We start from the raw sequence: 25,844 nt of genomic DNA on the forward strand, positions 1-25,844 counted from the left end.
CATTCAGAATGCCCTTATCTTTAGATGTGGCAATCTGACAACTTGCATTTAGGTTCTTCTATATAAAAGATCGTTAACCGTCAAAAGATCGCTTCCCTTACGTAAACTTCAGGTCGCGATGACGAAAAAATAGCATTCATCATGTAACAATCGTCGCCTCCGCCTCAATTTCCACTCGATAGCCCTCACCTACGAGCCTGGCTTCTACCAGCGTATTGGCTGGCTGAATGTCTCTGAACCGCTCTCCATGTGCAAGAGAAACCGGTTCCCAATCGTTCACATCATTGAGGAAGATACGGGTACGATCCACATCTTCCAGCGTTCCTCCCAGGGACAAGATTGCTCCTTCGATCTTATCGATGATGAAATGGGTTTGTGCTTTCAAGTCATTTCCACCGATCATTCGATCACCATGAGTGGCCGTAGTTCCAGAAACTTTGATGGTGTTCCCTTTTCGAATGGCCCGTGAAAAACCCGCCACATCTTCCCAATAGGTACCACTTAAGGCCAATTGACTACCATTGCTTTTCGTCACGGTAGGATAAGGATCCGGAAACCCGTTCACATGATGACTCAAATCTCCAGATGCCGTCAGGAATGGAGGCTTCCGGTATTCATCTCCACAATCTCCTGGCACCGGCTGCAGTGTATCCAACACACCTTGAATAGCTTGCTTATCTTCTTGATCGAGGCTCAGCTCCATGAGTTGCTGATTTTCAGAAATATGCTCACTCTTTCCTAAACGAGCTCCTAAGATCACTCCGGCCACATGTGGTTGCTCCATAATAAACTTAGAAGCCACATTGGCAACTGAAACTCCATATCTCCTGGCCACACCATCCAACTTCGCCATCAGCAACTGGAAATCTTCCCAGCTTCCCACCTGATCAATAAAACGCTTGTATTTCATTTGAGACCAGGTAAAACTGTCATCCACATTGGGTTCCGGTTTATTCAACCAGCGATCACTCAAGAACCCTCCTGCCAATGTCCCGAAAGCCAATAACTTAACGCCATATGATTCACAAACTGCTTTCATTTCTCCGTTGGCTCTTTGATCGAGTAAAGAATAACATACCTGATTACTCACGAGATCAATCCCACTGGCCACTGCCATCCGCAAATGAGCTGCATCAAAATTGGTCACGCCCAGGTGCTTGATCAGTCCTTGTTTCTTTAGCTCCTGTAATTCGAACAAGGTATCGAGCCAACTGGGATCGGGATACAACCAGGCATGATATTGCAACAGGTCTAATTGTTCTGATTGCAGCCTGGATAACGCCTTATCAACAGCTTTCCGGATAGTTTCCTTACTTACCTTGCCTGGTTCAGGCACCCATTTGGTAAACAACTTTACAGCTTTAGGATCAGTCAGGCTTTTCCGAAAAGCACCGGAGATGACTTCAGCAGAGCCATAATGATCTGCCATATCAAACGTATCGAAACCCGCTTCGTGATAGGCATGCATGTATTTAGCAGTTGCTCCGGGATTGAGCGTATTGCCATCTCTTTCCAGGTCGGCTATCTGCCAAAGGCCTGTCAGTACCCGTGAAATTTTCAAGTCCGGTGCTAAATCGGTATGGGTGGTTGGGGTCATTCAGAAGGTAAATTTTTAAACAGGGTTTTGAGGTCTTTTCCGGCTTTCCTTAAGGCTTGTGTCTTTATGGAATAAATGATGGAACCGATCGACATGACGATCATCCAAACGGGAGTAGAACGAAAATACCAGGCGGTCACTTCAGCATTTAGGTCTTTTACCGTGTGCACCACCAGGAACAAGACCAGCAACACCACTCCTGATAAACCTATCAAGGTTCTTAATCCCAGGGAAGGAATCAACTTGATCTTTTCCGATAACGATGGGTTCACTTTATGGATGGTGATCAGTGTCAGGCACATCAACAAGAAATTGACCATCATGGAAGTAATCATGATATCGATCCCCAGAAAGAAATCACCTGCAAAATGACTACCAAATACCCCGATGGAAGCCATGATTCCACTAAGAAAGAGCGCACGATGAGGCGTCTTGTGCTTCTTATGAACAGCTGCAATTCCTGAAGGGAAAATACCATCATCGGACCAGGCAAAAACCAATCGGGAAACAGAGAGTAACATGGCTGGAAGATCGTTGATCAATGCAATGGCAGCACCCACCAATATGGCTACGGAAAGCCCTGCTGGCAATAAAGGAGCTATCAATCCAGGTGCACTTATATCTTTGATGAGTGCTTGTTCCTGCACGTACGACCATGGGACAGTGCGATAAACGCCAATGGTGTATAAAAAGTAGAATAGCCCTACCACACCTATGGCAAGTAAAATAGCGATTGGTAATGTTGTTGTTGGGCTTTTGGCCTCACCTCCTGCTTGAGCGATGGCATCAAAGCCGATGAAGCTTGAAAATAAGATAGCTGCAGCAGACAGAAATAGCTTTAAATCGAAAGGTGCTGGTCCGTGTTTTGTTAGCGATTCCTCTACAACCGATAAATAAGTTGACTGGTCAAAGCTGAAGCCTGTAACAATGACAATACCTCCTAACAAAAACATGATGAACATCAAAGGAACCACCGTTCGTTCATAGAACTTTCCCCCAAGAATGTTAATGTAAACGAACAACCAGATCAAGAACAGAGCAATTCCAATGCGAATCCAGGCGACTTCTAAAAGTGCTGCACCCTCATGCCATTCCAGGGCAACAAATACATCCCTCATAAACGGCACAATGATATAAGCAATCACACCAATGACGATGCTCAGTCCAAACCATTGTGAAAAACTGGCAATGAACCCCAAGTATGGGTTTAATCCACGACTCGCATATATGTAACTCCCGCCCGCCCGTGGCATCGCTGATGATAAGCTGCTGTAGGCTAGTGCGGCTAATAAGGCCGGAATCATGGCGAAAATGAAGGCAAAGATCACGTAGGGTCCGATTCCTGGCACACTACGGTGAATCATGAATGGTACCACATTGATCGATGCTCCTAACATGGAACAAATGCCTGTTGCAGTTAAGGAGAGTATTCCGATCCGGCGTACAAGACTATTTTTGGTTTTAGTCAACGATGAAGGCTTGATTCGTTTGGAAAGATATACCAAAATGATACAAGCACAATATTCCCCAATCAGGAATTCATTTCAGCCGAAAAAGAATTGAGTAGACCTTCAAAATAGAATATACGTACGATTAAAAATCTCTTTTCCTGACTTTATAAAGAATGCCTGCGATAGGCAGCAACGTCCAAATGAAATTCACCAATAGCGCACAGAAAATTCCCAATCCAGTTCCGAAAAACCTTTGAAAAATAGCTCCGGTGTACCCCATAAGCGCTGATATCTCTAATTTCAATAAAACTAAAATCCTTGAAAGGTCAATTGGATTAGTCATAGAGGCAATAAGAGCAAAAGATTCAATGGGATAATCGTTAAAATAAACCAGTAGCATCAGTAGTAGCGCATCGAAGATTAATGCAAAAAATAGCCAGATCAAGATGGCATAGCCAAACCCCTTGATCTTGTTGTGGTTGGACAGACCGATCCAAATGGCAAATCCACTAAAAATGAAGGTCAGAAAAGTCCCGGAAGTTACGAGCATGATAAAATCCATGATAATGCTTGAACCGAAAAGCCCATAAAAGACGAAAGGAATGCTTAGACCGATGATCAGACTTGCGGACAGGGATAACGTAACACCAAGGTACTGTCCCAGGAAAATCTTCGACCTTTTAATTGGTTGAGAAAGCAACAAGGCAGTAAACTCCTGGGCATTGTAGTAATACATGATTCCAAAGAGGGTGCCAATCAAAGGTGTTAAAATGATGATGACATTCATCAAGGTAATGATGGCATTGGACAGGTCGCTGTTTAGGAATAATAAAACACTGGATAGGATCAGATAGAACCCCAAATAGACGAAACTCCATCGACTTCTTAACAAGTCTAAAACCGTATATTTTAATAGCTTGATCATGACATAAGCATGGAAGCAATCGCTCGTTCCAACGATTGTTCACCTGTTTCTTCTTGAATCATATCTAAGGTTCCGCGGAACCGAACCCGACCCTCTAACAGGAAGATAATCTCCGCTTTCATTTCCTCAACTAAAGGCATGATGTGGGTAGTCATTAATATCACTTTGTTGCGCCTACGCTCCTGTTCGATAAGTTCCTTGAGCTTGATCAGGGCCACCGGATCTAAGCCTACAGTCGGTTCATCCAAAATACAGATCGGAGCATCATACATGAAAGCAAGCACAATGTTTACTTTTTGTCGGGTACCCCCTGATAAGTCTCCAAGCTTATGCTTTAAATATGTCTCCAATCCGAAGTAATTGATCAACTCATCTTTCCGCACCGCCTCCGGCCTAAGGTCTTCAACCATGGTCAAAAGTTCTGCTACCCTTAGGTTCTCTGGAAATTGAGTAGTCTGAGGTAAATAGATCAAATGCTGTCTGTACTTGTGTTCCTTACAGATAGACCGATGATCAATTTCAATCTTACCTCCTGTTGGAATGACTTGTCCTAAAATAGATTTTAGCAAGGTAGATTTACCAGAGCCATTAGGTCCGAGAATGGCGTAGATACCTCCTTTATTGATGGTGAAAGAAACATCCTCAAGCACCTGTAGCTTACCAAAAGTCTTATGTAAAGCGTTGATAGATATCATGGAAAAGGATTCATAGCGGGTGTTTCATCCATCAGGTTGTCTGGGGTAAACACAGGAGTTATACGTTCGGAGAAGTTGATCAAATCCACAAACAAACTTCTCATCATAACGATCGTTTCTGGAGTACGATTTACGATATAAGAAAACAATTTCACCGGGCGATGCGGTACATCTCCTACTCCATCACGATCTAAATCATAGCCTCCGTACTCACTCCAAAAATTACCATTGACCGTATTGTCATTTACCCTCGAGTTATAAGACACATCGAAGGAATTACTGATGAAATTATTGGCTGTAATCTCATTCTCATAGCACCCTCCTGAAACTCGAATTGCCCAACCATTCAGTTTGAAGGTATTACCAGCATATTTCAATCGAGTAGTCCCGTCAATGAAAACAGCTGTCGTATTTTGATAAAACAGATTGTCCTTAACTTCTGCATCATATATCTCCTTAAGCAATAAACCGTAAGAACTTGTCCCCCAATTTTCCAGGAACTCGTTGTTTCGCATTTCAATGAATTTAGAGAACATCACCGCAACTCCAGCTCCGTTATTTTTAAAGTGATTATTGTGGTAGCGATCATGGTTAGAGAACATAAAGTGTAAACCGTACCGAATATTCCCAACTGCTTTATTTTTATCAATGAGGCTATCATCCACAAATTCCAGGTAAATTCCATCTCGCATGCCCTGAATTTCATTCGCGTGAATGTTAAGATTGCTACAGTGCCATGCGTGTATTCCATTGCCTGCATCATCTTCTTGCTTCGATGTTCCAAAGACCTTCACATGCTGGACCCTACCATTACTTGATTTTTCAATCAGGATACCAAAAAAGGGATCGACGATTTCTATCTGGTCAATGTGGAAGTTTGAACTGTGACTGATGTAGATCGCGGCATAATCCCGGGTGTAACTTTTCCCCGCATTGATGAGCTTTAACCCCTTTAGACGAACATCATTGCACAAAATTCGAAGGATGTACCCCTCATTGTTACCATCTAATACAACGCCGGCCTCCCCTATAATGGTTAAGGGCTTTTTAAGTTCCAGATTGACACTTTTATAGGTTCCTGCCTTGATCTGAATGGTATCGGAGGCTTCCGCCAGTTCTACGGCCTTTTCCAAAGATGAAATACGGCTTGAATGGCTCAAATGGATGGTACCTGCCATTGCCTTCAGGGAAAAAAATATCAGAATTAGGTTGCAATAACGTTTCACTGTGTGACCAAATGTGAATTGTGATTCAATTCAAATTCCTCTTGTAGATGCGTCCAATCCAAGACACGTCCGGATTTTTCACTCTGCATTTTATCTCTGTACGGCAAACTTTGAAAGGCTGTAATGTTCATCCCCATGGGACTAGGAATCCCTTTACTGATCAAATAACCAGCACTTTTCGCATCGGTCATCTGACCAGGATTGCCATAATCAGACACCCATAGGTTTCTGACCCGACGACCTTCCCATGATTTGAGGTCATTCATCATGCATTCTACTGCATCGTACTTATAGTTTTTCCCCGTATCAGTGACTAGTTGTGCCGCATGGGAACGATCGACAATCGTCATTTTACAGAATGCACATGCATCTTGCCCGTAGTGAATGGGCTGTTTGTCTGAGCTACAAGACAGTAGCATGAAAAGCATTAACGAAACAGTCAAGGGTTTCAATAGTTCCTCTTTTTGGGACTTGAAGAAGGCCAACAGTGACAACAGCATACCTCCGAACATCAAATAGGCTCCAAATCGAGGCATGGAAATCGCTTTGAAATTCAGGATGTCCTTTGCGCCAATCAAGGGCGGTTGATAGGCCATTGGTTGTCCGTCTTTATCTGTAAACTTGATGGCTGCATTTTCCTTTAGGTTGTGACCATAGTCGTATTCCCATAAATAAAAATCATAGAAAGCCAATACTCCCAGAATCACCATCAAACCCAGCCAGACCAGGTACAATTTCCGATTACCTATCAAACCAAATACCATCCCCAACACCATCATGGACCCAGCAACAATCGGAAAAAACCGAAATTCCGGAATGGATTCAGGAATGTCCTTCATTCCGACATAATGATTCATGATGTTAATGTTCTGAATATCATTGGGATTCATATCTTCAAAACGGTTGATATGAATATCCATCCCAATTGGATCCGGATACTGTGGCGCTTCCAGGGTAATGTTCCATAGAGGCCATATGAATAGACCAGCCAGAAGCGATGCTCCGATCAACATCATCCACTTGGATGTTTTCATAATTGATGTTTTTTTGAGTTAAGCCGCCCCCTGTTGGAGGCGGCTATTAATTGATCTTGCTCATTCTCCATCGAGACTCCAGCTCAACGGAACATCCGAATCACGTGCCGAAACCCTCACATACCCCTGCATCTCTTGATGTAATGCGGAGCAGAAATCTGTACAATAGAACGGCCAAACTCCTTCCTTCTTAGGTTCCCAGATGAACGTTTCGGTTTGGCCTGGCATGATCAATAATTCAGCGGTGTTTGCCCCTATCATGCTGATACCATGAGGGACGTCATAGTCTTGTTCGAGATTGGTGACATGAAAAAACACCTTATCACCTACTTTGATCCCTTCAATATTATCAGGAGCAAAATGACTTCTAATGGTGGTCATATAGATGTGTACTTCTTGACCATCGCGTTCCACTCGGGCTTCACGTTCACTTCTTGCAACATAAGGATGGTTATTTTCCTCCAGCTCATAAAACTTTGTCTGATTAGGCTTGATCAAGTTAGCCGGAGCACCTGCGGCATAATGTGGTTCACCGATGGTGGGAAAATCCAGGATCAACTCCATTTTATCCCCTGAAATGTCATAGAGTTGAGCGGAATGGGCCAGTTCCGGCCCTGTCGGGAGATAGCGATCTTTAGTGATCTTGTTCATGGCGACCAGATACTTCCCAAATGGCTCTTGAGAGTTTCCCCCCGGAATCATGAGGTGTCCTACCGAATAGTAAGTGGCTTGTCGATCCAATACTTCCCACGTGCCAACCTTCCACTTGACCACTTCGGAACTGATGAAGAAGGTAGTATAGGCATTGCCTCGGCTATCAAATTCCGTATGTAGCGGCCCTAATCCAGCTTGCTGCACCACTCCTGCGACAACATCATCGTAATTGATAATGGGAATACCATATGCATCCCCGTCAAAGCGCTGGTTTTGTATCGCATCTAACATCTTGGTGAAGGAATGGGCAGTTAGCGACGCTGACAATTTTCCACTTCCAATGATGTATTCACCAGTCGGGTCAACGTCGCAACCATGAGGTGATTTCGGTGTAGGAAGAAAATAGACCAAGCCAGGATACTTTGACGGATCGAGTACCTTAACTTCCTTCTTCATAGTAGAGGTGGCCATATGGGTCGACTCGTCATAGACATTGTGAGCATAACTGCTCTCCATTACGTCATAATCACCATTCGCGATGAGTTCTTCCGCTTTTTTCCAGTTGATGGCTGCGATAAAATCTTTGTCGTTTTGTGAAGCATTGACTTCTAACAGGGTACTTGCTTCTTCCGTATTGTAGGTGGAGAAGAACATCCAGCCATGCGATTTCTTTCTGCCTGGATGTGCCAAATCGAAATTGAAACCAGGCATCATTACTTGAAAGGCCAAATCCATTCTGCCTGATTCTTGATCCACCTTCAAGAAAGACAATGCACCTTTGAAGTTGCCCTTATACTCATCGATCGGGATATCCCTTTGTGGAACCGGTACGGCAAAGCGGGTACCTGCTACTACATACTCGGTATTTTCAGTAACAAAGGACGAACTGTGATTTCCTGCACTATTGGGAATCTCCATGATTTCTTCCGTCTCAAAAGTGGAAAGACTCACCCTCGCGATCCGGGGCGTGTTATTGCCATTGATGAAACACCACCTTCCATCTACTTTTCCATTGGTTTGTGAAAGGTCCGGGTGATGAGCATCATCCCAGGGAACAGGACCAAAAGAAGTTTCAAGCAAGGGTTTTGTTTCCTCATTGAAACCATATCCCTTTTCTGCATCTACGGAAAATACTGGAACTACTCTGAACAATCGGCCGGAGGGAAGGCCATAAACCGAGAGCTGACCGCTGTATCCGCCTGATATAAAAGCATAAAATTCATCATGCTCTCCGGGGGGAACAAAAGACCGTTCTGCCATACTCGTCCCCAACGCACCAGAAGAACTTCCTCCATTGCCGCAGGAGGTGGCCAAAGCCAAAATGCTTATCAAGATGATAAACGTCGATATATATCTATTGATTTTCATAATTAAGACAGATTTATTGAGGTAAAATGACTTGATCCACTACGTTGATCACGCCGTTTGACGTTTGGATGGTAGCGAGCACCTTGGCCCCGCCTACTGTTATTTCATCTCCTGACACGACCACTTCCAAATAATCTCCAGTGGCCATGTATAACTTTCTACCACGTGCTGCTTCTTTGATCAAACTCTCCTGATCGTAAGACCCGGGAGCAGCATGCCGGGTAATGATCGAGGCCAAAGTGCTCTTGTTTTCTGGTTTTAACAGATCATCCAATGTTCCCGCAGGAAGCGCATCAAAAGCATCATTCGTAGGAGCGAAAACTGTTAATGGACCGGCGTTCACTAAAACATGTTCAATCTCCGCCGCTTTGACACCTGCGACCAGTGTCGTGTGCGCCTCCGACGACATGGCTACCTGTAGGATATTAGCATCGGATTCATCATCGGCAACAGAAGCCTGACCTCTGGGATGTGAAATCGGTGATTGCGCAGCTTCCGACGATTGCTCAGTTGAAGAACCACAAGACCATACGATCAGTATGCTTGTTATCATTAGCATAAACAGATTTAAGGGTTTCATATCATTATTTTTAGGTTCATAGTGTTCTAAAGTATTCGAGTACAGCACGGGCTTCCTCTTGGGTTAGGTTTTGATTGGCCATTGGAGATCCATTGAATTCGATCAACAATTGTTTAGCCATTGGGTCATTCTTGACCATCTCCTCAGGATTCAAGATCATGTTCATGATCCAGGCTGGTGTCCTGTTTTCCAGAATTCCTTTTGGTGGCGGGCCTATGAATCGCTTTGCTGGCTTATGACATGCACTGCACTTGCCTTCAAATACTGCCTGACCTTCTGCAGCCAGAACAGCATCAATTTCCATCGGCAACTCAAATGCTGCAACCGGACCCACGCCATGATTGGATTGCCATGCGACAAACGGATCCTCAGGCTTTGCCACGGATTGTTCCTTGATTTTATCAATGCGACTTTGCCCTCCTCCACATGCGTATATCAGGAGCACAATCAGGGATGTCCACAAATAGGTTTTCAGTTCATTCATAAGCGTCAATGATTGATTTTGAAATTGATTTTTCTATTAAGGATAAAAGGATCATTTTATCCTTTATTTGAACAAAATTTTTATTTATCAACTAATTTCTGACCCAGGGATTGATCCCTAACATCAATGGATAACAGCGTTTCATTTATCTGTCGCCTCACTAATGCAAACTTGTCGTGTACCGGGCATGGATTTTCACTCCCACATTCATCAAATCCAAGTACACACTTTTCCATGAGTTTATTGCCATCTATTGTTGCAACAATATCACGCAGTTTGACCTCTCTTTGGCTAAGTAAAAACCCACCTGAAGGACCTTTATACGATTCTAACAAACCACTCTTCACTAGCTGCTGCAATATTTTTGCCGTAAAAGCTTCTGGAGATCCAATGGCCTCCGTCACTTCTTTTAATCCCGTTTTTCTATTTTCCTGCTGATTAGAAGCGATGTAAATCATGATTTTAATCGCATACTCACAAGCTCTTGAAAACATATCCTCCCTCCTTATTGGCCATAAAGATAATCAAATAATTTAAATAAAAGAGTAAAAGGTCTTTTATTCTTAATTAAACTTATTCTTCCAACAAATGTCTTATTTCGTCATTAAAAATTCCATTTCCTTTGCAAACCGGAAATAAATAATTCATATTTGTTTTGCAAACCGGAATTATATGAAGGATACAAATCTTGGCGCTTTTGAAGAATTGGTACTGCTTGCCGTGGGCTCGCTTGGTGACAATGCTTATGGCGTAACCATTAAGGATGCATTAGTGGAACAAACAGGACGAGCCCCCAGTATTGGCTCCCTGCACTCTGCCCTTTATCGGCTGGAAGGAAAAGGCTACTTGACTTCAGAAGACGGTGGGGCTACAAACGAAAGAGGTGGCCGTAGAAAAAGGTATTTCCAACTGTCTTCCTCCGGGAAAAAAGCACTGGAAGCTGCTCATGAGCTAAGAACAGCTTTCTCCTCAAAAATCCCTGGCCTTAACCTTAAAAACAGCTAATTGAATGAAGTCTTCCAAAACAACTCCTCCTCTGTTGCTTGACTGGTTCATATCAGGCATATGCAAGCATGAGGTCTTCGAAATCGTGCAGGGTGATTTATATGAATTGTATGAAAGAAATCTGAAAAAACATGGAGCGCTTAAGGCAAGACTCCTCTACATAAGAGACGCCTTGACGATCCTGCGCCCTACGCTCTTAAAACAACTTGAAGGTAATTACCAACTCAATCCTTACGGCATGTTCAAGAATCATTTCAAAACTTCGTGCAGAAACCTCAAACGCAACCCCCTATTCACGATCATCAACGCGGTAGGCCTGGCCATCAGCATGTCGGTGGGGATCATGATAATCGTATTCTTATCCGAACTATACAGTGTTGATGACTTTCATGAGCAGAAAGACCAGATATATCGAGTAACCACTACCCAACCCGGCCTTATGGGAGATCAAATTGATCACCTGGCAACCGCCTCCTATTTTGTCGCGGATCAGGCCAAATCAGAAATTCCTGAAGTCGAAAAGGTTGCGGTGATGAGTTGGCGATTCAAAGCTGATGTAACTTTTTCCGATAAGCGCGTGGCGTTATCCGGTTTCTATGCGACTCCTTCTTTTTTAGACATACTTTCTTATCCTTTACAAATTGGACATCCGCAATCCGCGCTTGACCAACCTGAATCCGTCTTACTGACGGCCTCTGCAGCCAATAAGCTCTTTCCTGATACTGATCCTATAGGGCAATGGGTTGACCTGGCAGGTCTGGGAAATTTTAATAAAGGCCTGGTTACCGGAATTCTGAAAGACCCACCTGCCAATTCTTATCTGGATTTTGATATCGTGTTACCCATGCAATCCAATCCCATGATCAGCACGCAATTCAGGAGCAATCCAAATAACACCTTTGAAAATTATGTCTACTTATTATTGAATGATCACGCTGATGTGGAGGAAGTAGCAACAAAAATAGCTGCGCTACTGGCGGAACACCCGTATGATATGTCAAGGGTCAAACACACACTGGAACCCATGGGTAGTTTCATTACCGGCGCCAAGATGAATGCCAATGGGCCTACTTTTTCATCCCGTAACGTTGACATGATGGTAGGTTTAACTCTCATTGTCTTATTATCTGCCTGCTTTAATTACACCAACCTCTCACTCGGACGTTCCCTGAGACGACTAAAAGAGATCAGTATAAGAAAGGTGAACGGAGCAACCCGCTCCCAGCTCTTTACACAACTCATTGTAGAAGCTATTTTGGTTTCATTGCTGGCTTTGATACTGGGAATCGCACTTTTTCTCATTGCCAGGCCATTATTATTGTCCCAGGTGAATGACTTGTTACAGGATAGGTCTTTCTTCTTATTGAACCTATCCTGGATCAAGATCAGTTATTTCACCTTGTTCGCGTTGATCATTGGTCTCATAGCTGGGTTTTTCCCTTCCTGGATCCTATCCAGACTTAAGACAAGCCTGTTGCTCAATGATGCCGGAAAGATTAAACTGCTTCCAGGCATGAGTGCGCGAAAGGTATTGATCACCTTCCAATTTAGCCTATCCATCGGTTTGATCATGTGTGCTGTCATGGTGTATCAGCAATACAAGTTTGCCATCCATTATGATCTGGGATTCCAAACCGAAAACATCGTCAACGTAAATATCCACGGAGATTACATGGAGCTACTGGAACAAGACTACAAGTCTTTACCACAAGTGCTTAGCACTGCTCGATCACAAGCAGTATTAGGATTACGTGGTGGGCAATTTGGAAATGCTATCTCTGAGGACTTCCAGGATACGACCATGTATTCCTGCAATTACGTTGGCGGAAACTACTTTGACTTACATGAGTTTACGCCTGTTGAGGGCTCAGTTTTCTTCAAAACTGACAGTGCAAATTCAATCATCGTCAACCAGTCTTTCCTAAAGGCACTGAATCTTGATACTGCCGAAAATGCCATTGGAACCAAAGTAAGACTAAGAGACGACCAACAGACCATTGTTAGTATTCAAGGTGTAGTAAGTGATTTCATGGGTGTATCACTGGATTTCCAAATGCCAGCCCCATTTGTCTTTTTTCCAATGGCTTCCGGTCAAAAAGGCACGCTGGGACTAAAAATTGCGACGGACGACTTACTGGCCACCATGACATTACTTGAAAAATATTATCAAAAATATGACCTTGTACATCCGTTCAATGCACAGCTATACGATGACCAACTGGCGTCCAATTATCAGCAACTCCAATCGAGCTATACGCTCATCTCTCTGCTGGCATTCCTGGCGATTTCCATTTCTACATTAGGATTGATTGGCATTGCGATATATACCCTTGAAAGCCGATTGAAAGAAATAAGTATTCGAAAAGTACTGGGAGCCAATACCCAGAGCCTGATCCTACTACTTTCAAAAGGATTTCTAATCATGATCAGCCTTGCCACCATCCTGGCAGTTCCGGTGGCATTACATGTCGTGGATGAAATGTTATTGCAGTCCTTTTTTCACCGTATTGATATCGGTTTACTGGAAATTTCTTCAGGCTTTGTGATCGTATTGCTGATCGCTGCATTGGCGGTATGCACGCAGGTTCGACGAGTCTCTGTTCAAAAACCATCGGAGTTTCTCAGAGATGAATAACCATTTCCACCATAAACCAGGGTCACTTTCCAAAAGTGATGACATACCCCACAAGGGCATTGATCTGATCTTCATCTAAAATCTGACTAAAGTCAGGCATGATCACGTCTTCATAGCCAGAAACAATCTCAGCATCCGGATCAACAATGGACTCTCTGATGTACTCCTCCGTTTGCCTTGAGGAAACGCCATACAAGTTTGGGGCCAGGCTTTCTATTTCCGGTTCAATGGAATGGCAGCTAGCACAGCCCCTGGTTTCAAACAAGAGTTTGCCGTAGGCCAGGGTGTCTTGTTGGTCTACTTCGGTAAAGTGCTCCCTGACCTCTGCAACGGCCGTATATTCAAAAACGGTCAGTAAAACGATAGAGAGTAAGGCCAGGGAGATGGATATCATCAGAATGGAAAGTCGACGGATAATTTTCTTTTTGAGCATGACACAGATTTATTGAGTTTATTCCAAACGTAGCACCGAGAAAACTTCAGGGTATTCTGATTTGCAAATCAGAACACCTGACTTACGAATTTTGAACTACTTTGTCCTCAATTCTCGAGTATGTCAGAAGTTCTATCATTCAATGATTTGTGGCCGCTATTGATTGGAGCTGCAGCAGTTGTCCATTGCTGCTTTCTAGGAGTGGTCCTGCTAAAGCTTAGTAAAAAGAAGTCCAATCAACTACTTTCGGCGACTCTACTCTTGTTGGCGCTAAGAATGGTGGCCTGCCTCGCCGGATTGATCTATCCGACGATTGAATCCATAGGCATTTACCTTGGGGCCGTCGCTTTTGCTGCTACAGGACCATTAGTACACTTTTATTTAATTGCGCTATGGCATCCTTCGTTTATGTGGCATAAATCCCAACGATTACATTTTATACCTGCCCTACTGATTCTGCTGTCCACGCCATTTGTCAATGTTTATATCATTTTTAGCTTATACACCCTGGCTTTACTTAGCCTGACGATTTATGTAGTCGCAAACTTATTCCGATTGAAAAAGCATAAGGTCCAGTTGGCAACTGATCAGGACAGATGGAAGTGGACCCAACAATTTTTGATCGGAATGATGATTTTGCTCTTCTTGTTTCATGCACAATCTTTCTTCTTTGATGCTACGGTCTATCAAGGCATCATTGTGGGAGCAACTTTTGTTTTGTATGCTATAACGATTTTATCGATCAAACGGGTAAAGCTGTTTATGGCCGAACCGAAGAAACGCGATAAAAAATTGCAGCTCCTGGAACTAGGCCAACAGATTGAAATCCTAATTCGAAAGGAACATGTTTTCACCAATTCATCATTAACTGTAGCGACTATAGCCAAGGAACTCAATGTTCCTGCATATTTAGCTTCTCAAGCGATCAATACACATTTCGAAAGAAGTTTTCCTGAGATTCTCAATGACTTAAGAATCCATAAAGCAGAACAACTCCTTACTGATGCGAGTAAGAGCCACTATACCGTAGAAGCCATTGCCTACGAGAGTGGATTCAGCACTCTATCTGCCTTCTACACCACCTTTAAGAAAGTGAATGAGAAAACTCCTACGGAATATCGAAATGGAAAATGAACGCGGACTTAATTTTCTACATGGGTTGGTCTAGTCCGATTTACTGACTAATAGATTCAGCACCCGCTCATTACCCTCAACGATTTTCCCTTCAAAGTAGGCCATGTCCTGCATAGAAGAAATTACTGCTAATTGATTACCTCGATAAATGTAATTAATGGCATCTCCACTGGTCGCCTGATAGTTCTCAATCAATGTGTTTAAGCGACTTAGTTCTTCCACAAGTTCAAGATCCAGCTCTACCAAAACTCCTGTAACCTGGGCAATTTGAAAGGAATTCAGACTTATATCAGCCGAACGCAAATGAATGCTACCTACGCCAAGAACGAAAATTGTATCGTTTCGCGATTCAATCTCAAAAACACTTTCTCCCAGAATCAGTATTCGTTGGTCATCAGACCTTCTGACTTCTACACGTTCTTTGTAAGAATGACTGTTAAACAACAAGGCAGTTTTGATTTCTTGAGCCAGCGCCTGATCATCCTCGGTATCAATTTCCAAACTAGCTACCGGAATGGAGGCGATTCGATGATCCCCTTCTTCTATTTCTTTCAGAAGATTCAGTCGATAATTCAGCGACCATCGGACCAGAGAATCATTTCGTATAATTTCCTGGTGAATGTTTTCAACGACCCGGAATACCTTCTTTTTCGTCGCTTCGTTTTCACGCCACTGATTGAGAACCAATGCCAATAAGACAGCAAATACAATGGAAATGAATTCAATCAGGATTTTTGAAAAGTTGGCTTTCATGAGTTTTTGTCAATGTTGCGCCTACAACAAACATACCCAGAATTGACATTGGAGTTTTGTGAAAAATAAAGAAATGTCATTTCAGGAGGCCTGAAAATCAGTCATTTAAACTGTTCCTGCAAAACCCCACGGATCTCTTCGAAATCGAATGGTTTCTTAAAAACTCCGGTGATCTTTTTACTGGCCAGTGCCTCATCTATTTCCGCATGATAATTGTATCCGGTAAGCAAGAACTTTGGTTTTTCTTGCAGCAAATCCTCCACTTCATTGAGCATTTGCAATCCACTGACTTCTGGCATTTTTAAATCCGTGACCACCACATCGATCTCGTCCAATTGTTCTTTGATCACTTCAATGCCTTCAGCGGCAGAGCTGGCCGTGATCACATTAAAATCATTGCTGAATAACCGATTCAGGATAAAGAGGTTCATTTCCTCATCATCTACAAATAGCACTGTCTTCATGATTGCGTAAAATTAATCGTAAAACAGGTGCCTTCACCAGGTTTTGAATAGACATGTACACGACCACCATGATCTTGTATGATCCGATAAGAAATCGCCAGCCCAAGACCGGTGCCTTCGCCTACAGGTTTGGTCGTGAAAAAAGGATCACTGATTTTATCCAGGTACTCACGACGGATACCTACTCCATCATCTTTGATCAGCACATCCAGGCCATCGTTACTCACTTCGGTATGGAGTTCAATGGTCCCTTCTTCATCAATGGCTTCTTCGGCGTTGGAAATGAAATTGAGAAAAGCCTGATGCAACCGACCTTCGTTCCCAGTAATTATAGCAGGTTGATCATCATAACTTTTAACTAATGTACCCTTGTATTTAAGCTTATGCTGTAACATCACTACCGTATTGTCCAGAATAGCGTGAATATCACATGTCTCATTCATAGCGTCGGTCTGGCGACTGAAGTGACTCAGGCTATTAACAATAACTGAAGCCCGCGTCAAACCTTCTTTGATCACATTGAAGGAAGCATCCAGTTCCTTCTGATTTCCCTGCGCTGATTTTAAGTCTCGTTCAAGCAGCTCAATCCCTCCTCTTATAAAGTTCAATGGATTATTGATCTCATGTGCTACACCTGCTGATAGCATCCCCAACGAAGCCATTTTCTCTGAATGGATCAACTTTTGCGTCGTATCTTTTAATTGGCTCATGGAGGTGCCCAATTTTCGATTCTTATCCACAATTGCGGTTCTAAACAGGACGGTGAAGATGGACACAATGATGAACACTAAAATACCGCACAGCAAGGCGTGCACGTTATATGCTGACTCGGGTATTAACGATTCAGAATACCCTAAATTCGTGAGGGGCAAGAAAGCGATCAGGATCAAAAAACAAGCGCCCATAAAAATAAACCGATCAGATACCGGGCGATAGAAAAAAGCCAACAAGGGCGGAATGATTAATTCGAAAACTCCCGGAGATAAAATACCTCCGGAATACCAAATCTGATTAATAAAGGCTAGCGTAGCCGTGATGATCGAAAGCCTGAATAAAACGACCAGGTTATTGTAAAAGAAAGAAACTATTCCATAAACAACGAATAATACAAACGCCCCGAATGTGGGTAGATAGATTTCTTCAATCCCCAATTGATAATAATAACTCCCGAAGCCAATGGTGGTCGCGTAGGCAGCTATCATTAAAAACAGATAGAAGCTTTGCTGTCTTTTTAGATAATTTCTTTTGCTCAAAAACTACGTTTTAAAGAACTACAATGATACAACTATCTTATTGAGTAAGCACCATAATCCATGCTAGCCCAGCCTAAAAGGAACATGGTCCTTCCTAATAGGAAACTCATCAGGTATTTCAGGGATTCTCTATCTTTAACCTCACCATCAAACCTTCCATTTAACGTAATCAAACGATATGCAGGCTAAAGTTTCCTCAATTCAAAGGCTTTCTATATTGCTACTTGTATCCTCCCTCCTGACCTTATCTCATCAGACAAAAGCGCAAGTGAAATTTGAGGTAGGACGTGACCTGTTGATAGCGAATTATGATTGCAAAACGGATGTCGACGATTTGCATTCTGTGGCAGCATTTGCCACCCTCTTAAAAATGCCCCAATTCAAGAAGCTTAAGTATCACGCAGTGGCTGGCACCTATGGAACACAGGAAGGACTTTATGTTCCTCCCAATGATCTGTTTCAATTGGCTTTTGACAAAAATTGGTCGGATGCTCATGCCAATTTCCGGCAAGCTGTTTATAAGGTCAGAGATTTGGCCTTAAAAACTTTAAAAAAGAAGGGACACGTATGGTTTGCAGAAGGTGGACAGTCGGATTTTTCCGCCTCAGTAGTCGAGCATATTCAAAAAGAAATCACCGACTTTGAAATTCTGGCGCGCATTCACGTGGTGCAGCACAGTGACTGGAATGAAGAGGTAACGACTCCTGAGAACTTAAAATACGTCAAAAATAATATCCAATACCACAAGATCCCTGATGGAAATGCTGTAGGAAATGGAACTCCCGGATTCCGTTCGGAAGAGGCCGTGAACTGGCAATCATCAGTAAATGATGAAGAGCTGATTGAAATCTGGAACCTTGCTATTGAACTGGGCAGTCAGTACAATGGCAAGGAAGGACGCTATAACAATGAAGCTGTCGCAAAAGGAGGCCTGGATTTTTCAGACACCTGTGAAATCATGTTCATCCTGGGTTACAGTGATTTAAAAGATGCCTCCGCATTTTTCGAAAAATTCGGCACTGCGCCTTGATTCTTGATCTCCGATTGAATTAAATCGTCATTTACGATGTACCCCGAAATGCCATTTAGCTAAGGTCACTCCGCTTCCGCGTACGGCTGAGGGAGTCTTTGCTTAAATATGATATGTCTATTACTGACTCTCAAAGTTTCCATTAATGGAATGACTTCTGTGAATAGAAATTTCAACCTTAGCTTCATGGCGTTGAAGGGTACCTGACCAAGGGGATTTGCTTTAAATCACTCATCCCTCAGCGAATTCACCGGATCATCGGAAGCCGCCGAATAAGACCTGATACCAACACTCACGAAAGCCATAAAAATGGCAATCATTGCTGCAATCAGATAGATATCTATTCCAGGGCTCGTCCTGAATGCAAAATCTGCCAGAAACTGATTGGCTGAGTAATTGATGATTGGAACAGCAATTACCAGAGCAATGAATACCCACAGCAGAAAGCTTTTGGACAGGTGCATCGTGATTTGCTGAATCGTGGCTCCCATCACTTTCCGAATACCAATCTCTTTTCGTCTTCTGCGGATCAGGTAAGAAGCCAAAGCGAACAATCCCAGAGTTGCTAACACAATCGCAATTAAGGCGAATGCCGTAGCAATCGACCCTATTTTCTCTTGCTCCCGATACAGATCATCATAGGCCCCATCCAAAAAGTAATAATTCAATGCGATGAACGAACCACTGTTAGACCAGGCTTCTTTAAGATAGTCAACCGTTTGCTCGGCCTGCCCCGGTTCATATCGGACCAACAGATGCCACCCCGTTCCCTCTTTTCCCATGTTCCAGTGAATAATTGGCTCTATTTCATTCACTAAACCCTGATAGTGATAATCTTTGACCACCCCTACCACCTGATAGGTTTCACCATCTCCACTCGGTTTGATACGCTTGTTGTTCAGGTCCGACCAACCATAAACTTCGTATGCACTTTCGTTGATCAATACCGATGTTGAGTCACTGGCCATTTCCGAATTGAGGTTTCGACCGATCACGATTTCCATTCCCAGCGCTTCCACCGCTTCTGCCGTGGTTGGTGCCTGGCGCATGTGTATTTCGTTGTTGGCATCGGCTACATCCTGAAAGGAATTGTAATTTTCGTTGTAAGAACCCGGCGCCATTTGCATCTGGGCTGCCTGCTTTATAAAACTTTGATTGCGTGCTTCTTGTTGCAATCGCTTGATGGCCTGCTCACCTTTTTCCCAGGATGAAAACGAAGAATAATCCAGACTAACAACAATGATTTCATCCGTCTGAATATTGAGGTTTTGAGACTTCATGAATGCGATTTGCCGCCAGATCACGATAGTTCCCGCTATCAGAACAATAGAAGCTACATATTGAAGTATGATCAACACTTTTTGAACCAGCATCTTATTAGATCCTCTTTGTGAATCACCTTTCAAAGCATTGGAGACCTGACTTCCGATGAGATAGGCGGATGGATAAAGTGCAGTGATCATACCAAGAACAATGGCCAGGAGGATCAACACAGGAAACAATGACAATAATTCTGTCATAGAACTACTGATACCCAAATCAAAATACTGGTTCACAAGCGGAATCGAAAAATAAGAAAAAACAAAAGCTACCAGAATAGCCAGGCAACAGATCATAACTGATTCTATGGTGAATTGCCAGATCAGCTCCTTCCTTCTGGAACCCATTACCTTCCTTATGGCCACTTCTTTTACCCTATTCAGTGACTGTGCGGTTGACAAGTTGACAAAGTTGATGAATGCGATGAATGAAATCGCCAACGCAATGATCAACAGCAAGGTTCTGACACTCGCTTGTCCTGCAAATTCCGCATAAAAATCATTGAACGAGACTGGATAAAATACTGCTGGATTTCCTGCAGGCAGAAAATTGGCTACACTGACCTGGTTCAGCTTGTCTTGGATCATGGAAGGTGTTACTCCTTCCCGAAGTTCTACGAAAGCCGTCATGAACGTATTGTGCCAGTCACCTGCTTCATCAAGCCAGGCAGGCCGATGATGCTCCCAGGAAGTCAACACTTCAAACTCCAGACTTGAATTGGATGGAAAATCATTGACGACCGCCCCAACAATGTATTGGTTTTCACCATCAGCTGTCGTAAGCACCTGCCCCACTGCTTCTTCATAACCAAAAAACGACTGAGCTACAGTCATGGATATGACGATGTGATCTTTGGATTTTAAAGCCTCATGGAGATCACCCTCCAAAACCTGAAAAGTCAACATGTCGGCCAGGTCCGCATCCACATAAGTAAATCGATAATTGAGTTTCTTCTCTTCATGGGTAAGCCATTTACGATGTGGAGAAAAAAACCTGGAAGCACGTACAACTTCCGGAAGGTCTTCCTTCAATTTTTCGGCAGCAGGCGTTCGTGTTTGATAATAGCTCCCATAGGCTTCCGTGTTCTCTGCCAGAAAATAGAGGTTGTCCTTTTTGACATGGAAGGAATCAAATGAATTTTCGTAATCCACCACTCGGTAGAGTATAATAGATGCCGCTAATCCAAGTGACAACCCTAATAAGTTGATCAGGCTGTAGTTACGGTACTTTAGTAAATTCCGGTAACCGATTTTTAGGTGATTGTTAATCATGATGTAAGTTTTTGACCGTTGAAAAAAAGGCTTGAACAGATACGGTCGCAACAATTGAAAGCAGTCCCTATAAAAAAGCAATCTGGCCATGAAGACCGAGCGCGTTTCCAGGCGATCTTCATAGATCTCATGGAGATCACCGATCATGTGTTCAACCAGTTCTGGCACCCACACCCTGGACAGCCACTTTAATGGCCATTTCGGAGTATTCATTGCCTACTTATTGAGGTCCAATACAACTTGCGGAATGGCAGACCAAAGTTGTGACCTAACATCACGGATCTCTTCCAGCGTCTGCACACCAATGGGAGATATCTGATAATAGCGTTTCCGCTTCCCTCCTCTTTTTTGTGTGGGCTCACCCAATCTGGAATCAATGAAGCCTTTGTCTTCCAGTCGTTTGAAAGCAGTTTGTAAAGCTCCGATGCTGATCCCTCGATTCAATCGGGTTTCCATCTCATTTTTGATGGCTACTCCGTATGCATCTTCATGCAATGCTGCTATAGTCAGCAAAACCAATTCCTCAAATTCACCTAGTTGGGACTTCCTCATGTCACACGTTTTCGTATCTGACAAACGATTAATTTCTCAATAGTAGTTTTAATCCGATTAAATTCCTAATCGCAGTTAATATATTTAATTCCAATTTGCAGTTTTAATGCATGTCTAGCCAAAATGTTCTGTTCTTTTTCATTGATAGATCAGGAAAAGCACGCAAAAGAGATTCCTTGGTCAGGCAACTTGAAATTTTCTAGCTTCTTTCGGAGTTTTATGCCATAATATTCTAGGGTGACGTGCTTATTAGGGCATATTCTAAGCATTCGTTTTCCCTTGAATTAATAACCATTGCCAATACAATTACTACTAAATCCTTAGTTCCTCAATTTCTTCTTGATAGTCAAATTGCAGGTCTTCGTGTAAGCCACTGATGGCTTTTTCGAGTTTGATGAGCTGTCGGTTATAGAGGTTGGATAAGGCTGTACTTCTGGCAAAGGACACTCCAGTGTCTTTCAGGGTGCTGCAAAAATGAATAAGTAGTGCGATCTCCGTTTCTTTCTTCTTCGAGTATTTGATGAACTTTTGGGTGATCCTCAGGGTCTTCCGAATGGACTTTTTGGCGTAATAGAGATTGCTATGCAGGTCACTGAGCCCCTCCTCTATCTCTTCTTTGGCCATTGAGATATAGCCTTCCTCATAGTCTGCTTCAAACAACAGGTAATGCAGCAATTCTTTGTTTTCCAGTTTGTATTTGGCCATGCGCAGAATGATCTCATGAAGTTGCTCTTCCGGTAGTTGTTTGAGCTCTTTCTTAATTTCCGTGATCGTGGCTGCTTTCATGAGAGCAATATTAGCCGATTAATGGTATTGAGTAGAATATCTGTTGTTTTAGTAACCCGGATTTGAAACGGAAAAAGTTGACTGAAAACCAAGATAAAGAAGAGCATGTCACATTGAGCCTGCCTTGTTGGCAGACAGACTCGTCAAAATGTGTAATATTAGGATTTGAAAGGCCCGGGGACGCTCAGTTAAATAACATTCATGGGTCTTTTTTAGTCTACCGGAATTCTTCTGATCGAATACACAAACTATTCACTATCCATGAAATACCTAACCACTACCCTATTCTGCCTGATCTTGATGTCCTTATCTTTATCAGCACAACAATCCTCATCACCAACCATGAACAGCGCATTTTTTTCCATTGACCAATTGGAAAAGGAATTACAAGACTCTGGCAGACCCTGGTTGCCTTTCTTGCAGGGGGAAAATGTACTTGCTGGTTTATACTTCCTGAACGCAGGTAGCGAGGACAATCAACAACCTCATGAAACGGATGAAATCTATTACGTCCTCAGCGGAGCAGCCATGTTTGAGGTAGATGATGAAAAACGCCCTGTCAAAGCAGGCGACGTGTTATTCGTGAAAGCGGATATCAATCATCGGTTCTACGATATTGAGGAAGACTTGAAGCTTTTGGTATTTTTTGATCAGTAAGGAAAAACCTTATGCCCTGGCCTTTTCTTCCATCAATGCCTGATACTTCTGCAAGATGAAATATAGCTCGTCCGGCTTAAACGGTTTCGATACAAAATCATCCATGCCACTGGCAATGATCTTGTCGTGGACATTAGAGTAGATGTCCGCAGATAAGGCCACAATCGGAATGTCCTGATTGCTGTCTCTCTTTTCTCTGATGGTCCTGGTCACCTCGTACCCATCCATTTCAGGCATCTGAATGTCCAGCAAGATTAGGTTAAAGGTTTGTTGTTCGATAATCTCAAGCGCTTCTTTTCCACCTTCGACACTATGATAAGCCACTTGCCACTTCTGCAGGAACTGCTCAAGTACTACGCGATTCATCACATTGTCATCGACCACCAATACATGCAAGTCTTCCAATGGCAGGTATTCGATCTCTTCTTTGCTTCGTCGAGCAGCATCCTGGTCCTTGATCTTCTCAAAGTTCAGACAAAATGAGAATTTGGACCCTTTACCCAATTCACTCTCCACTCGAATGTTGCTATCTTGTAATTCTAGCAAGCGCTTGCTGATGGTCAAGCCTAATCCGGTTCCTCCGAATTTACGTGTAGTACTTGAGGTTGCCTGAGTGAAGGTCTCAAAAATGGCTTCCAGTTTATCCTGTGGAATCCCTACACCGGTATCGGAAACTTCAAAACACAATTCGATCGACTTTTCATTCTCGGATTCTGTGAAGATCCTAAGCACTACCTCACCTTCATTGGTAAACTTGATGGCGTTGCTAATCAGGTTGTTGAGTACCTGCGATAACCTTCCCGGATCTCCTTGCAAATAGCGATCTATGCCATTGGCAATATTGACTTGAAAGTCGATGGTTTTTTCCTGTGCCTTAGACTGAAACAGCACATTGATGTTATGGATCAGGTGAGGGAAATCGAATTCTGCATTTTCCAACTGAATCTTTCCTGATTCGATCTTATTCAGGTCCAGGATATCATTGATCAGTTGAACCAGGCTGTCTGCTGCGTATTTGAGGCTATTCAGATTTTCCAGCTGTCCTTTATTTTGGTTCTCTTCCAACAAAAGATGTGTGGTACCGATGATCGCATTCATCGGAGTACGTATCTCGTGGCTCATCACCGAAAGGAATTCTGACTTGGTTTTGGCCGCCTGTTCCGCTTCACCCTTGGCTTTTTCAAGTTGATCATTCTGGACTTTCAACTCTCTCGTTCGAGCCACAACCTCTTTTTCCAGCTCTTCTTTTTGCTGAGTTTCGAGTTCGGTGCGCTTTTTATACTCATCCAGTAATTGCCCCTGTGCTTCTCGTTTTTCGGCTTCAATCAGGCGCATTCGCTTTCCTAATCCAAGAGAGAAAAACAAGATCTCTGCCGTAAACCCTACTCGTGCAAAATTACCCCAGGTCTCACCCGAATCCCAGATAAATATATCGACCATCGCTCCTAATGCCATCACCACACTGCCTAATACCAGATAGTTGACCATCTTGTGCTTAGAAAATGTAATGGCAATGGTCGCGAGGAACAAGGCCACAATATCAATGAACACGACAATGCGCAACATGTCCATGATCAGCCTCATATCAAAAGTCGCCGTGTAGACACTGATAGAGACAAAGAAAAGGATGAGGTTTCCTATGGCCAGGTTTCTTAACACCTTATCCCAAAAGGGCACGGTTTTCGGTGTTTCCAGAAATTCCTTTAAAAACATGTAATAGCCAAGTGGCGCGAGGTAGAGCACATTGATGAAATAACTTGACAGCAATGGCTTTTCCGTAAGGATGAGCTCCCTTATCGTCCCTTCTACCATCAGATAAAAGATGGCGATAGACATTAAATACAGACTATATCCCAGTCCTGCCCGATCCCGGAAATACAGGAAGACCAACAGGTTATAGAGCACCATGATCCACAGGAACCCCTGAAACAGCATATTGAAGATGTACCGATCTGTATATTCTTCCAACATCCGGAAGGGACTCTTCAACTGAAACAACTCAAAATTGTGTTCGTGGATCTCCTGGGTGATCTTGAAATAGATATTTTTCTCTACACCATAAGGAAGTTGTATCGGGGCGTAGTAGGAACCTTTGGTCATCATTTTCTCCGATGAAGGCACCATGTATCCTGTTTGATTCCCCAGAATACCTAAACGCTGCCTAAAATCGTAGATCCTAACCCGATCATTACGATGAAAGAACAAGAGCCAGGTGAGCTTAGTGCTATCAAAATTGATGATGTTCATCTTGCCCCAATAGGCTGACTCCCGATTGAATTCTTTGTCGTATTCTGAAAGTGGGGCAAACTCCGTTTTGAAGATCACTTCCGTTAATTCGTAGGTATTAGAAGGGTCTTCCAGGATTTCAATGTGATCCATCAAATTGAAAAGGCCATCGTTATCCCTGCCGATTGCAAGGGCATCCTGAGCGTTCGCTTCATAACAAAGCAAACCCAATAAAAGGGCACAAAGGGTTAACCGGAAATCTATCAGAGCACTCAATTCAAATGGCAATACAGGCAAAAATTGAGATTTCT

At 43.1% G+C, this 25,844-nt stretch carries 23 protein-coding genes; 5 read left to right on the forward strand and 18 right to left on the reverse strand.

The genetic code is table 11. The features are described 5' to 3' along the window. Nucleotides 1–139 precede the first annotated feature (139 nt). From R8G66_02135 to R8G66_02180, 10 genes are all read right to left on the reverse strand, one after another. The gene (locus R8G66_02135) at nt 140–1,597 is read right to left on the reverse strand and encodes an aldo/keto reductase (protein MDW3191125.1); all 1,458 of its coding nucleotides are present in this window, start codon (nt 1,595–1,597) and stop codon (nt 140–142) included. Next, nucleotides 1,594–3,066: an APC family permease gene (locus R8G66_02140; GenBank protein ID MDW3191126.1), complete on the reverse strand. Its 1,473-nt coding sequence runs from the start codon at nt 3,064–3,066 to the stop codon at nt 1,594–1,596. Before R8G66_02140 ends, R8G66_02135 begins: the two co-directional genes overlap by 4 nt. Before the next feature lie 124 nt (nt 3,067–3,190). Beyond that, the gene (locus tag R8G66_02145; protein ID MDW3191127.1) at nt 3,191–3,973 is read right to left on the reverse strand and encodes an ABC transporter permease; all 783 of its coding nucleotides are present in this window, start codon (nt 3,971–3,973) and stop codon (nt 3,191–3,193) included. Beyond that, a complete protein-coding gene (locus tag R8G66_02150; GenBank protein MDW3191128.1) occupies nt 3,970–4,668 on the reverse strand; it encodes an ABC transporter ATP-binding protein in 699 nt (232 codons plus the stop codon). The genes R8G66_02145 and R8G66_02150 overlap by 4 nt, the downstream gene beginning before the upstream one ends. Then, nucleotides 4,665–5,846 (reverse strand): nitrous oxide reductase family maturation protein NosD, encoded by a 1,182-nt coding sequence (gene nosD / locus R8G66_02155; protein ID MDW3191129.1) that lies wholly within the window; start codon nt 5,844–5,846, stop codon nt 4,665–4,667. The genes R8G66_02150 and nosD overlap by 4 nt, the downstream gene beginning before the upstream one ends. A gap of 44 nt (nt 5,847–5,890) precedes the next feature. After that, nucleotides 5,891–6,928 (reverse strand): nitrous oxide reductase accessory protein NosL, encoded by a 1,038-nt coding sequence (locus R8G66_02160; protein ID MDW3191130.1) that lies wholly within the window; start codon nt 6,926–6,928, stop codon nt 5,891–5,893. Between the two features lie 60 nt (nt 6,929–6,988). Beyond that, nucleotides 6,989–8,950, reverse strand: a complete 1,962-nt coding sequence (gene nosZ / locus R8G66_02165; protein MDW3191131.1) for a Sec-dependent nitrous-oxide reductase — start codon at nt 8,948–8,950, stop codon at nt 6,989–6,991. A 13-nt stretch (nt 8,951–8,963) separates the two neighbouring features. Continuing rightward, complete coding sequence (locus tag R8G66_02170; GenBank protein ID MDW3191132.1) at nt 8,964–9,503, reverse strand: fasciclin domain-containing protein; 540 nt, start codon at nt 9,501–9,503, stop codon at nt 8,964–8,966. Nucleotides 9,504–9,546: 43 nt separating this feature from the next. Beyond that, nucleotides 9,547–10,014, reverse strand: a complete 468-nt coding sequence (locus R8G66_02175; GenBank protein ID MDW3191133.1) for a cytochrome c — start codon at nt 10,012–10,014, stop codon at nt 9,547–9,549. An 80-nt stretch (nt 10,015–10,094) separates the two neighbouring features. Then, a complete protein-coding gene (locus R8G66_02180) occupies nt 10,095–10,508 on the reverse strand; it encodes an Rrf2 family transcriptional regulator (GenBank protein ID MDW3191134.1) in 414 nt (137 codons plus the stop codon). Nucleotides 10,509–10,686: 178 nt separating this feature from the next. On the opposite strand from R8G66_02180, the gene R8G66_02185 reads away from it, so the two are divergent. Further along, entirely contained in the window at nt 10,687–11,019 is a 333-nt protein-coding gene (locus tag R8G66_02185) for a helix-turn-helix transcriptional regulator (GenBank protein MDW3191135.1), read from the forward strand. A 4-nt stretch (nt 11,020–11,023) separates the two neighbouring features. Next, a complete protein-coding gene (locus tag R8G66_02190; protein MDW3191136.1) occupies nt 11,024–13,654 on the forward strand; it encodes an ABC transporter permease in 2,631 nt (876 codons plus the stop codon). Nucleotides 13,655–13,676: 22 nt separating this feature from the next. Here R8G66_02190 and R8G66_02195 read toward each other — a convergent pair whose 3' ends face one another. After that, nucleotides 13,677–14,087, reverse strand: a complete 411-nt coding sequence (locus R8G66_02195) for a cytochrome c (protein MDW3191137.1) — start codon at nt 14,085–14,087, stop codon at nt 13,677–13,679. 120 nt (nt 14,088–14,207) lie between these two features. On the opposite strand from R8G66_02195, the gene R8G66_02200 reads away from it, so the two are divergent. Continuing rightward, the gene (locus R8G66_02200) at nt 14,208–15,221 is read left to right on the forward strand and encodes a helix-turn-helix domain-containing protein (protein MDW3191138.1); all 1,014 of its coding nucleotides are present in this window, start codon (nt 14,208–14,210) and stop codon (nt 15,219–15,221) included. 30 nt (nt 15,222–15,251) lie between these two features. Here the strand turns inward: R8G66_02200 and R8G66_02205 are convergent, their stop codons facing one another. The 3 genes from R8G66_02205 to R8G66_02215 all read right to left on the reverse strand — a co-directional run bounded on the left by R8G66_02205 (nt 15,252) and on the right by R8G66_02215 (nt 17,691). Continuing rightward, complete coding sequence (locus R8G66_02205) at nt 15,252–15,974, reverse strand: hypothetical protein (GenBank protein ID MDW3191139.1); 723 nt, start codon at nt 15,972–15,974, stop codon at nt 15,252–15,254. A 101-nt stretch (nt 15,975–16,075) separates the two neighbouring features. Beyond that, nucleotides 16,076–16,438 (reverse strand): response regulator, encoded by a 363-nt coding sequence (locus R8G66_02210; protein MDW3191140.1) that lies wholly within the window; start codon nt 16,436–16,438, stop codon nt 16,076–16,078. Next, nucleotides 16,435–17,691 carry an ATP-binding protein gene (locus R8G66_02215; protein ID MDW3191141.1) on the reverse strand — a complete coding sequence of 419 codons (1,257 nt, stop codon included), beginning with the start codon at nt 17,689–17,691 and terminating at the stop codon, nt 16,435–16,437. Before R8G66_02215 ends, R8G66_02210 begins: the two co-directional genes overlap by 4 nt. A 268-nt stretch (nt 17,692–17,959) precedes the next feature. Between R8G66_02215 and R8G66_02220 the strand changes: the two genes are divergently transcribed. After that, nucleotides 17,960–18,721, forward strand: a complete 762-nt coding sequence (locus R8G66_02220; GenBank protein ID MDW3191142.1) for a hypothetical protein — start codon at nt 17,960–17,962, stop codon at nt 18,719–18,721. A 227-nt stretch (nt 18,722–18,948) separates the two neighbouring features. Here R8G66_02220 and R8G66_02225 read toward each other — a convergent pair whose 3' ends face one another. The 3 genes from R8G66_02225 to R8G66_02235 form a co-directional block, all read right to left on the reverse strand. Continuing rightward, the gene (locus R8G66_02225) at nt 18,949–21,525 is read right to left on the reverse strand and encodes an FtsX-like permease family protein (protein MDW3191143.1); all 2,577 of its coding nucleotides are present in this window, start codon (nt 21,523–21,525) and stop codon (nt 18,949–18,951) included. 3 nt (nt 21,526–21,528) lie between these two features. Then, complete coding sequence (locus tag R8G66_02230; protein ID MDW3191144.1) at nt 21,529–21,864, reverse strand: helix-turn-helix transcriptional regulator; 336 nt, start codon at nt 21,862–21,864, stop codon at nt 21,529–21,531. Between the two features lie 312 nt (nt 21,865–22,176). Continuing rightward, nucleotides 22,177–22,650: a hypothetical protein gene (locus tag R8G66_02235; protein MDW3191145.1), complete on the reverse strand. Its 474-nt coding sequence runs from the start codon at nt 22,648–22,650 to the stop codon at nt 22,177–22,179. Between the two features lie 261 nt (nt 22,651–22,911). Here R8G66_02235 and R8G66_02240 point away from each other — a divergent pair, with 261 nt between their 5' ends. Further along, a complete protein-coding gene (locus R8G66_02240; protein ID MDW3191146.1) occupies nt 22,912–23,307 on the forward strand; it encodes a cupin domain-containing protein in 396 nt (131 codons plus the stop codon). 9 nt (nt 23,308–23,316) lie between these two features. On the opposite strand, the gene R8G66_02245 is transcribed toward R8G66_02240, so the two are convergent. Then, on the reverse strand, nt 23,317–25,809 hold the full coding sequence (locus R8G66_02245; protein MDW3191147.1) for a response regulator: 2,493 nt from the start codon (nt 25,807–25,809) through the stop codon (nt 23,317–23,319). Nucleotides 25,810–25,844: the final 35 nt, after the last annotated feature.

Source organism: Cytophagales bacterium, assembly GCA_033344775.1.
In the GTDB taxonomy this organism is placed as follows: Bacteria; Bacteroidota; Bacteroidia; order Cytophagales; family Cyclobacteriaceae; genus JAWPMT01.

Bases quoted from the DNA above. Each gene is read 5' to 3' on its own strand.
- R8G66_02135 (MDW3191125.1), bottom strand. From the start codon at position 1,597: ATGACCCCAACCACCCATACCGATTTAGCACCGGACTTGAAAATTTCA.
- R8G66_02180 (MDW3191134.1), bottom strand. From the start codon at position 10,508: ATGTTTTCAAGAGCTTGTGAGTATGCGATTAAAATCATGATTTACATC.
- R8G66_02150 (MDW3191128.1), bottom strand. From the start codon at position 4,668: ATGATATCTATCAACGCTTTACATAAGACTTTTGGTAAGCTACAGGTG.
- R8G66_02235 (MDW3191145.1), bottom strand. From the start codon at position 22,650: ATGAAAGCAGCCACGATCACGGAAATTAAGAAAGAGCTCAAACAACTA.
- R8G66_02225 (MDW3191143.1), bottom strand. From the start codon at position 21,525: ATGAATACTCCGAAATGGCCATTAAAGTGGCTGTCCAGGGTGTGGGTG.
- R8G66_02195 (MDW3191137.1), bottom strand. From the start codon at position 14,087: ATGCTCAAAAAGAAAATTATCCGTCGACTTTCCATTCTGATGATATCC.
- R8G66_02205 (MDW3191139.1), bottom strand. From the start codon at position 15,974: ATGAAAGCCAACTTTTCAAAAATCCTGATTGAATTCATTTCCATTGTA.
- R8G66_02160 (MDW3191130.1), bottom strand. From the start codon at position 6,928: ATGAAAACATCCAAGTGGATGATGTTGATCGGAGCATCGCTTCTGGCT.
- nosZ (MDW3191131.1), bottom strand. From the start codon at position 8,950: ATGAAAATCAATAGATATATATCGACGTTTATCATCTTGATAAGCATT.
- R8G66_02175 (MDW3191133.1), bottom strand. From the start codon at position 10,014: ATGAATGAACTGAAAACCTATTTGTGGACATCCCTGATTGTGCTCCTG.
- R8G66_02230 (MDW3191144.1), bottom strand. From the start codon at position 21,864: ATGAGGAAGTCCCAACTAGGTGAATTTGAGGAATTGGTTTTGCTGACT.
- R8G66_02185 (MDW3191135.1), top strand. From the start codon at position 10,687: ATGAAGGATACAAATCTTGGCGCTTTTGAAGAATTGGTACTGCTTGCC.
- R8G66_02210 (MDW3191140.1), bottom strand. From the start codon at position 16,438: ATGAAGACAGTGCTATTTGTAGATGATGAGGAAATGAACCTCTTTATC.
- R8G66_02190 (MDW3191136.1), top strand. From the start codon at position 11,024: ATGAAGTCTTCCAAAACAACTCCTCCTCTGTTGCTTGACTGGTTCATA.
- nosD (MDW3191129.1), bottom strand. From the start codon at position 5,846: ATGGCAGGTACCATCCATTTGAGCCATTCAAGCCGTATTTCATCTTTG.
- R8G66_02170 (MDW3191132.1), bottom strand. From the start codon at position 9,503: ATGATAACAAGCATACTGATCGTATGGTCTTGTGGTTCTTCAACTGAG.
- R8G66_02200 (MDW3191138.1), top strand. From the start codon at position 14,208: ATGTCAGAAGTTCTATCATTCAATGATTTGTGGCCGCTATTGATTGGA.
- R8G66_02240 (MDW3191146.1), top strand. From the start codon at position 22,912: ATGAAATACCTAACCACTACCCTATTCTGCCTGATCTTGATGTCCTTA.
- R8G66_02145 (MDW3191127.1), bottom strand. From the start codon at position 3,973: ATGATCAAGCTATTAAAATATACGGTTTTAGACTTGTTAAGAAGTCGA.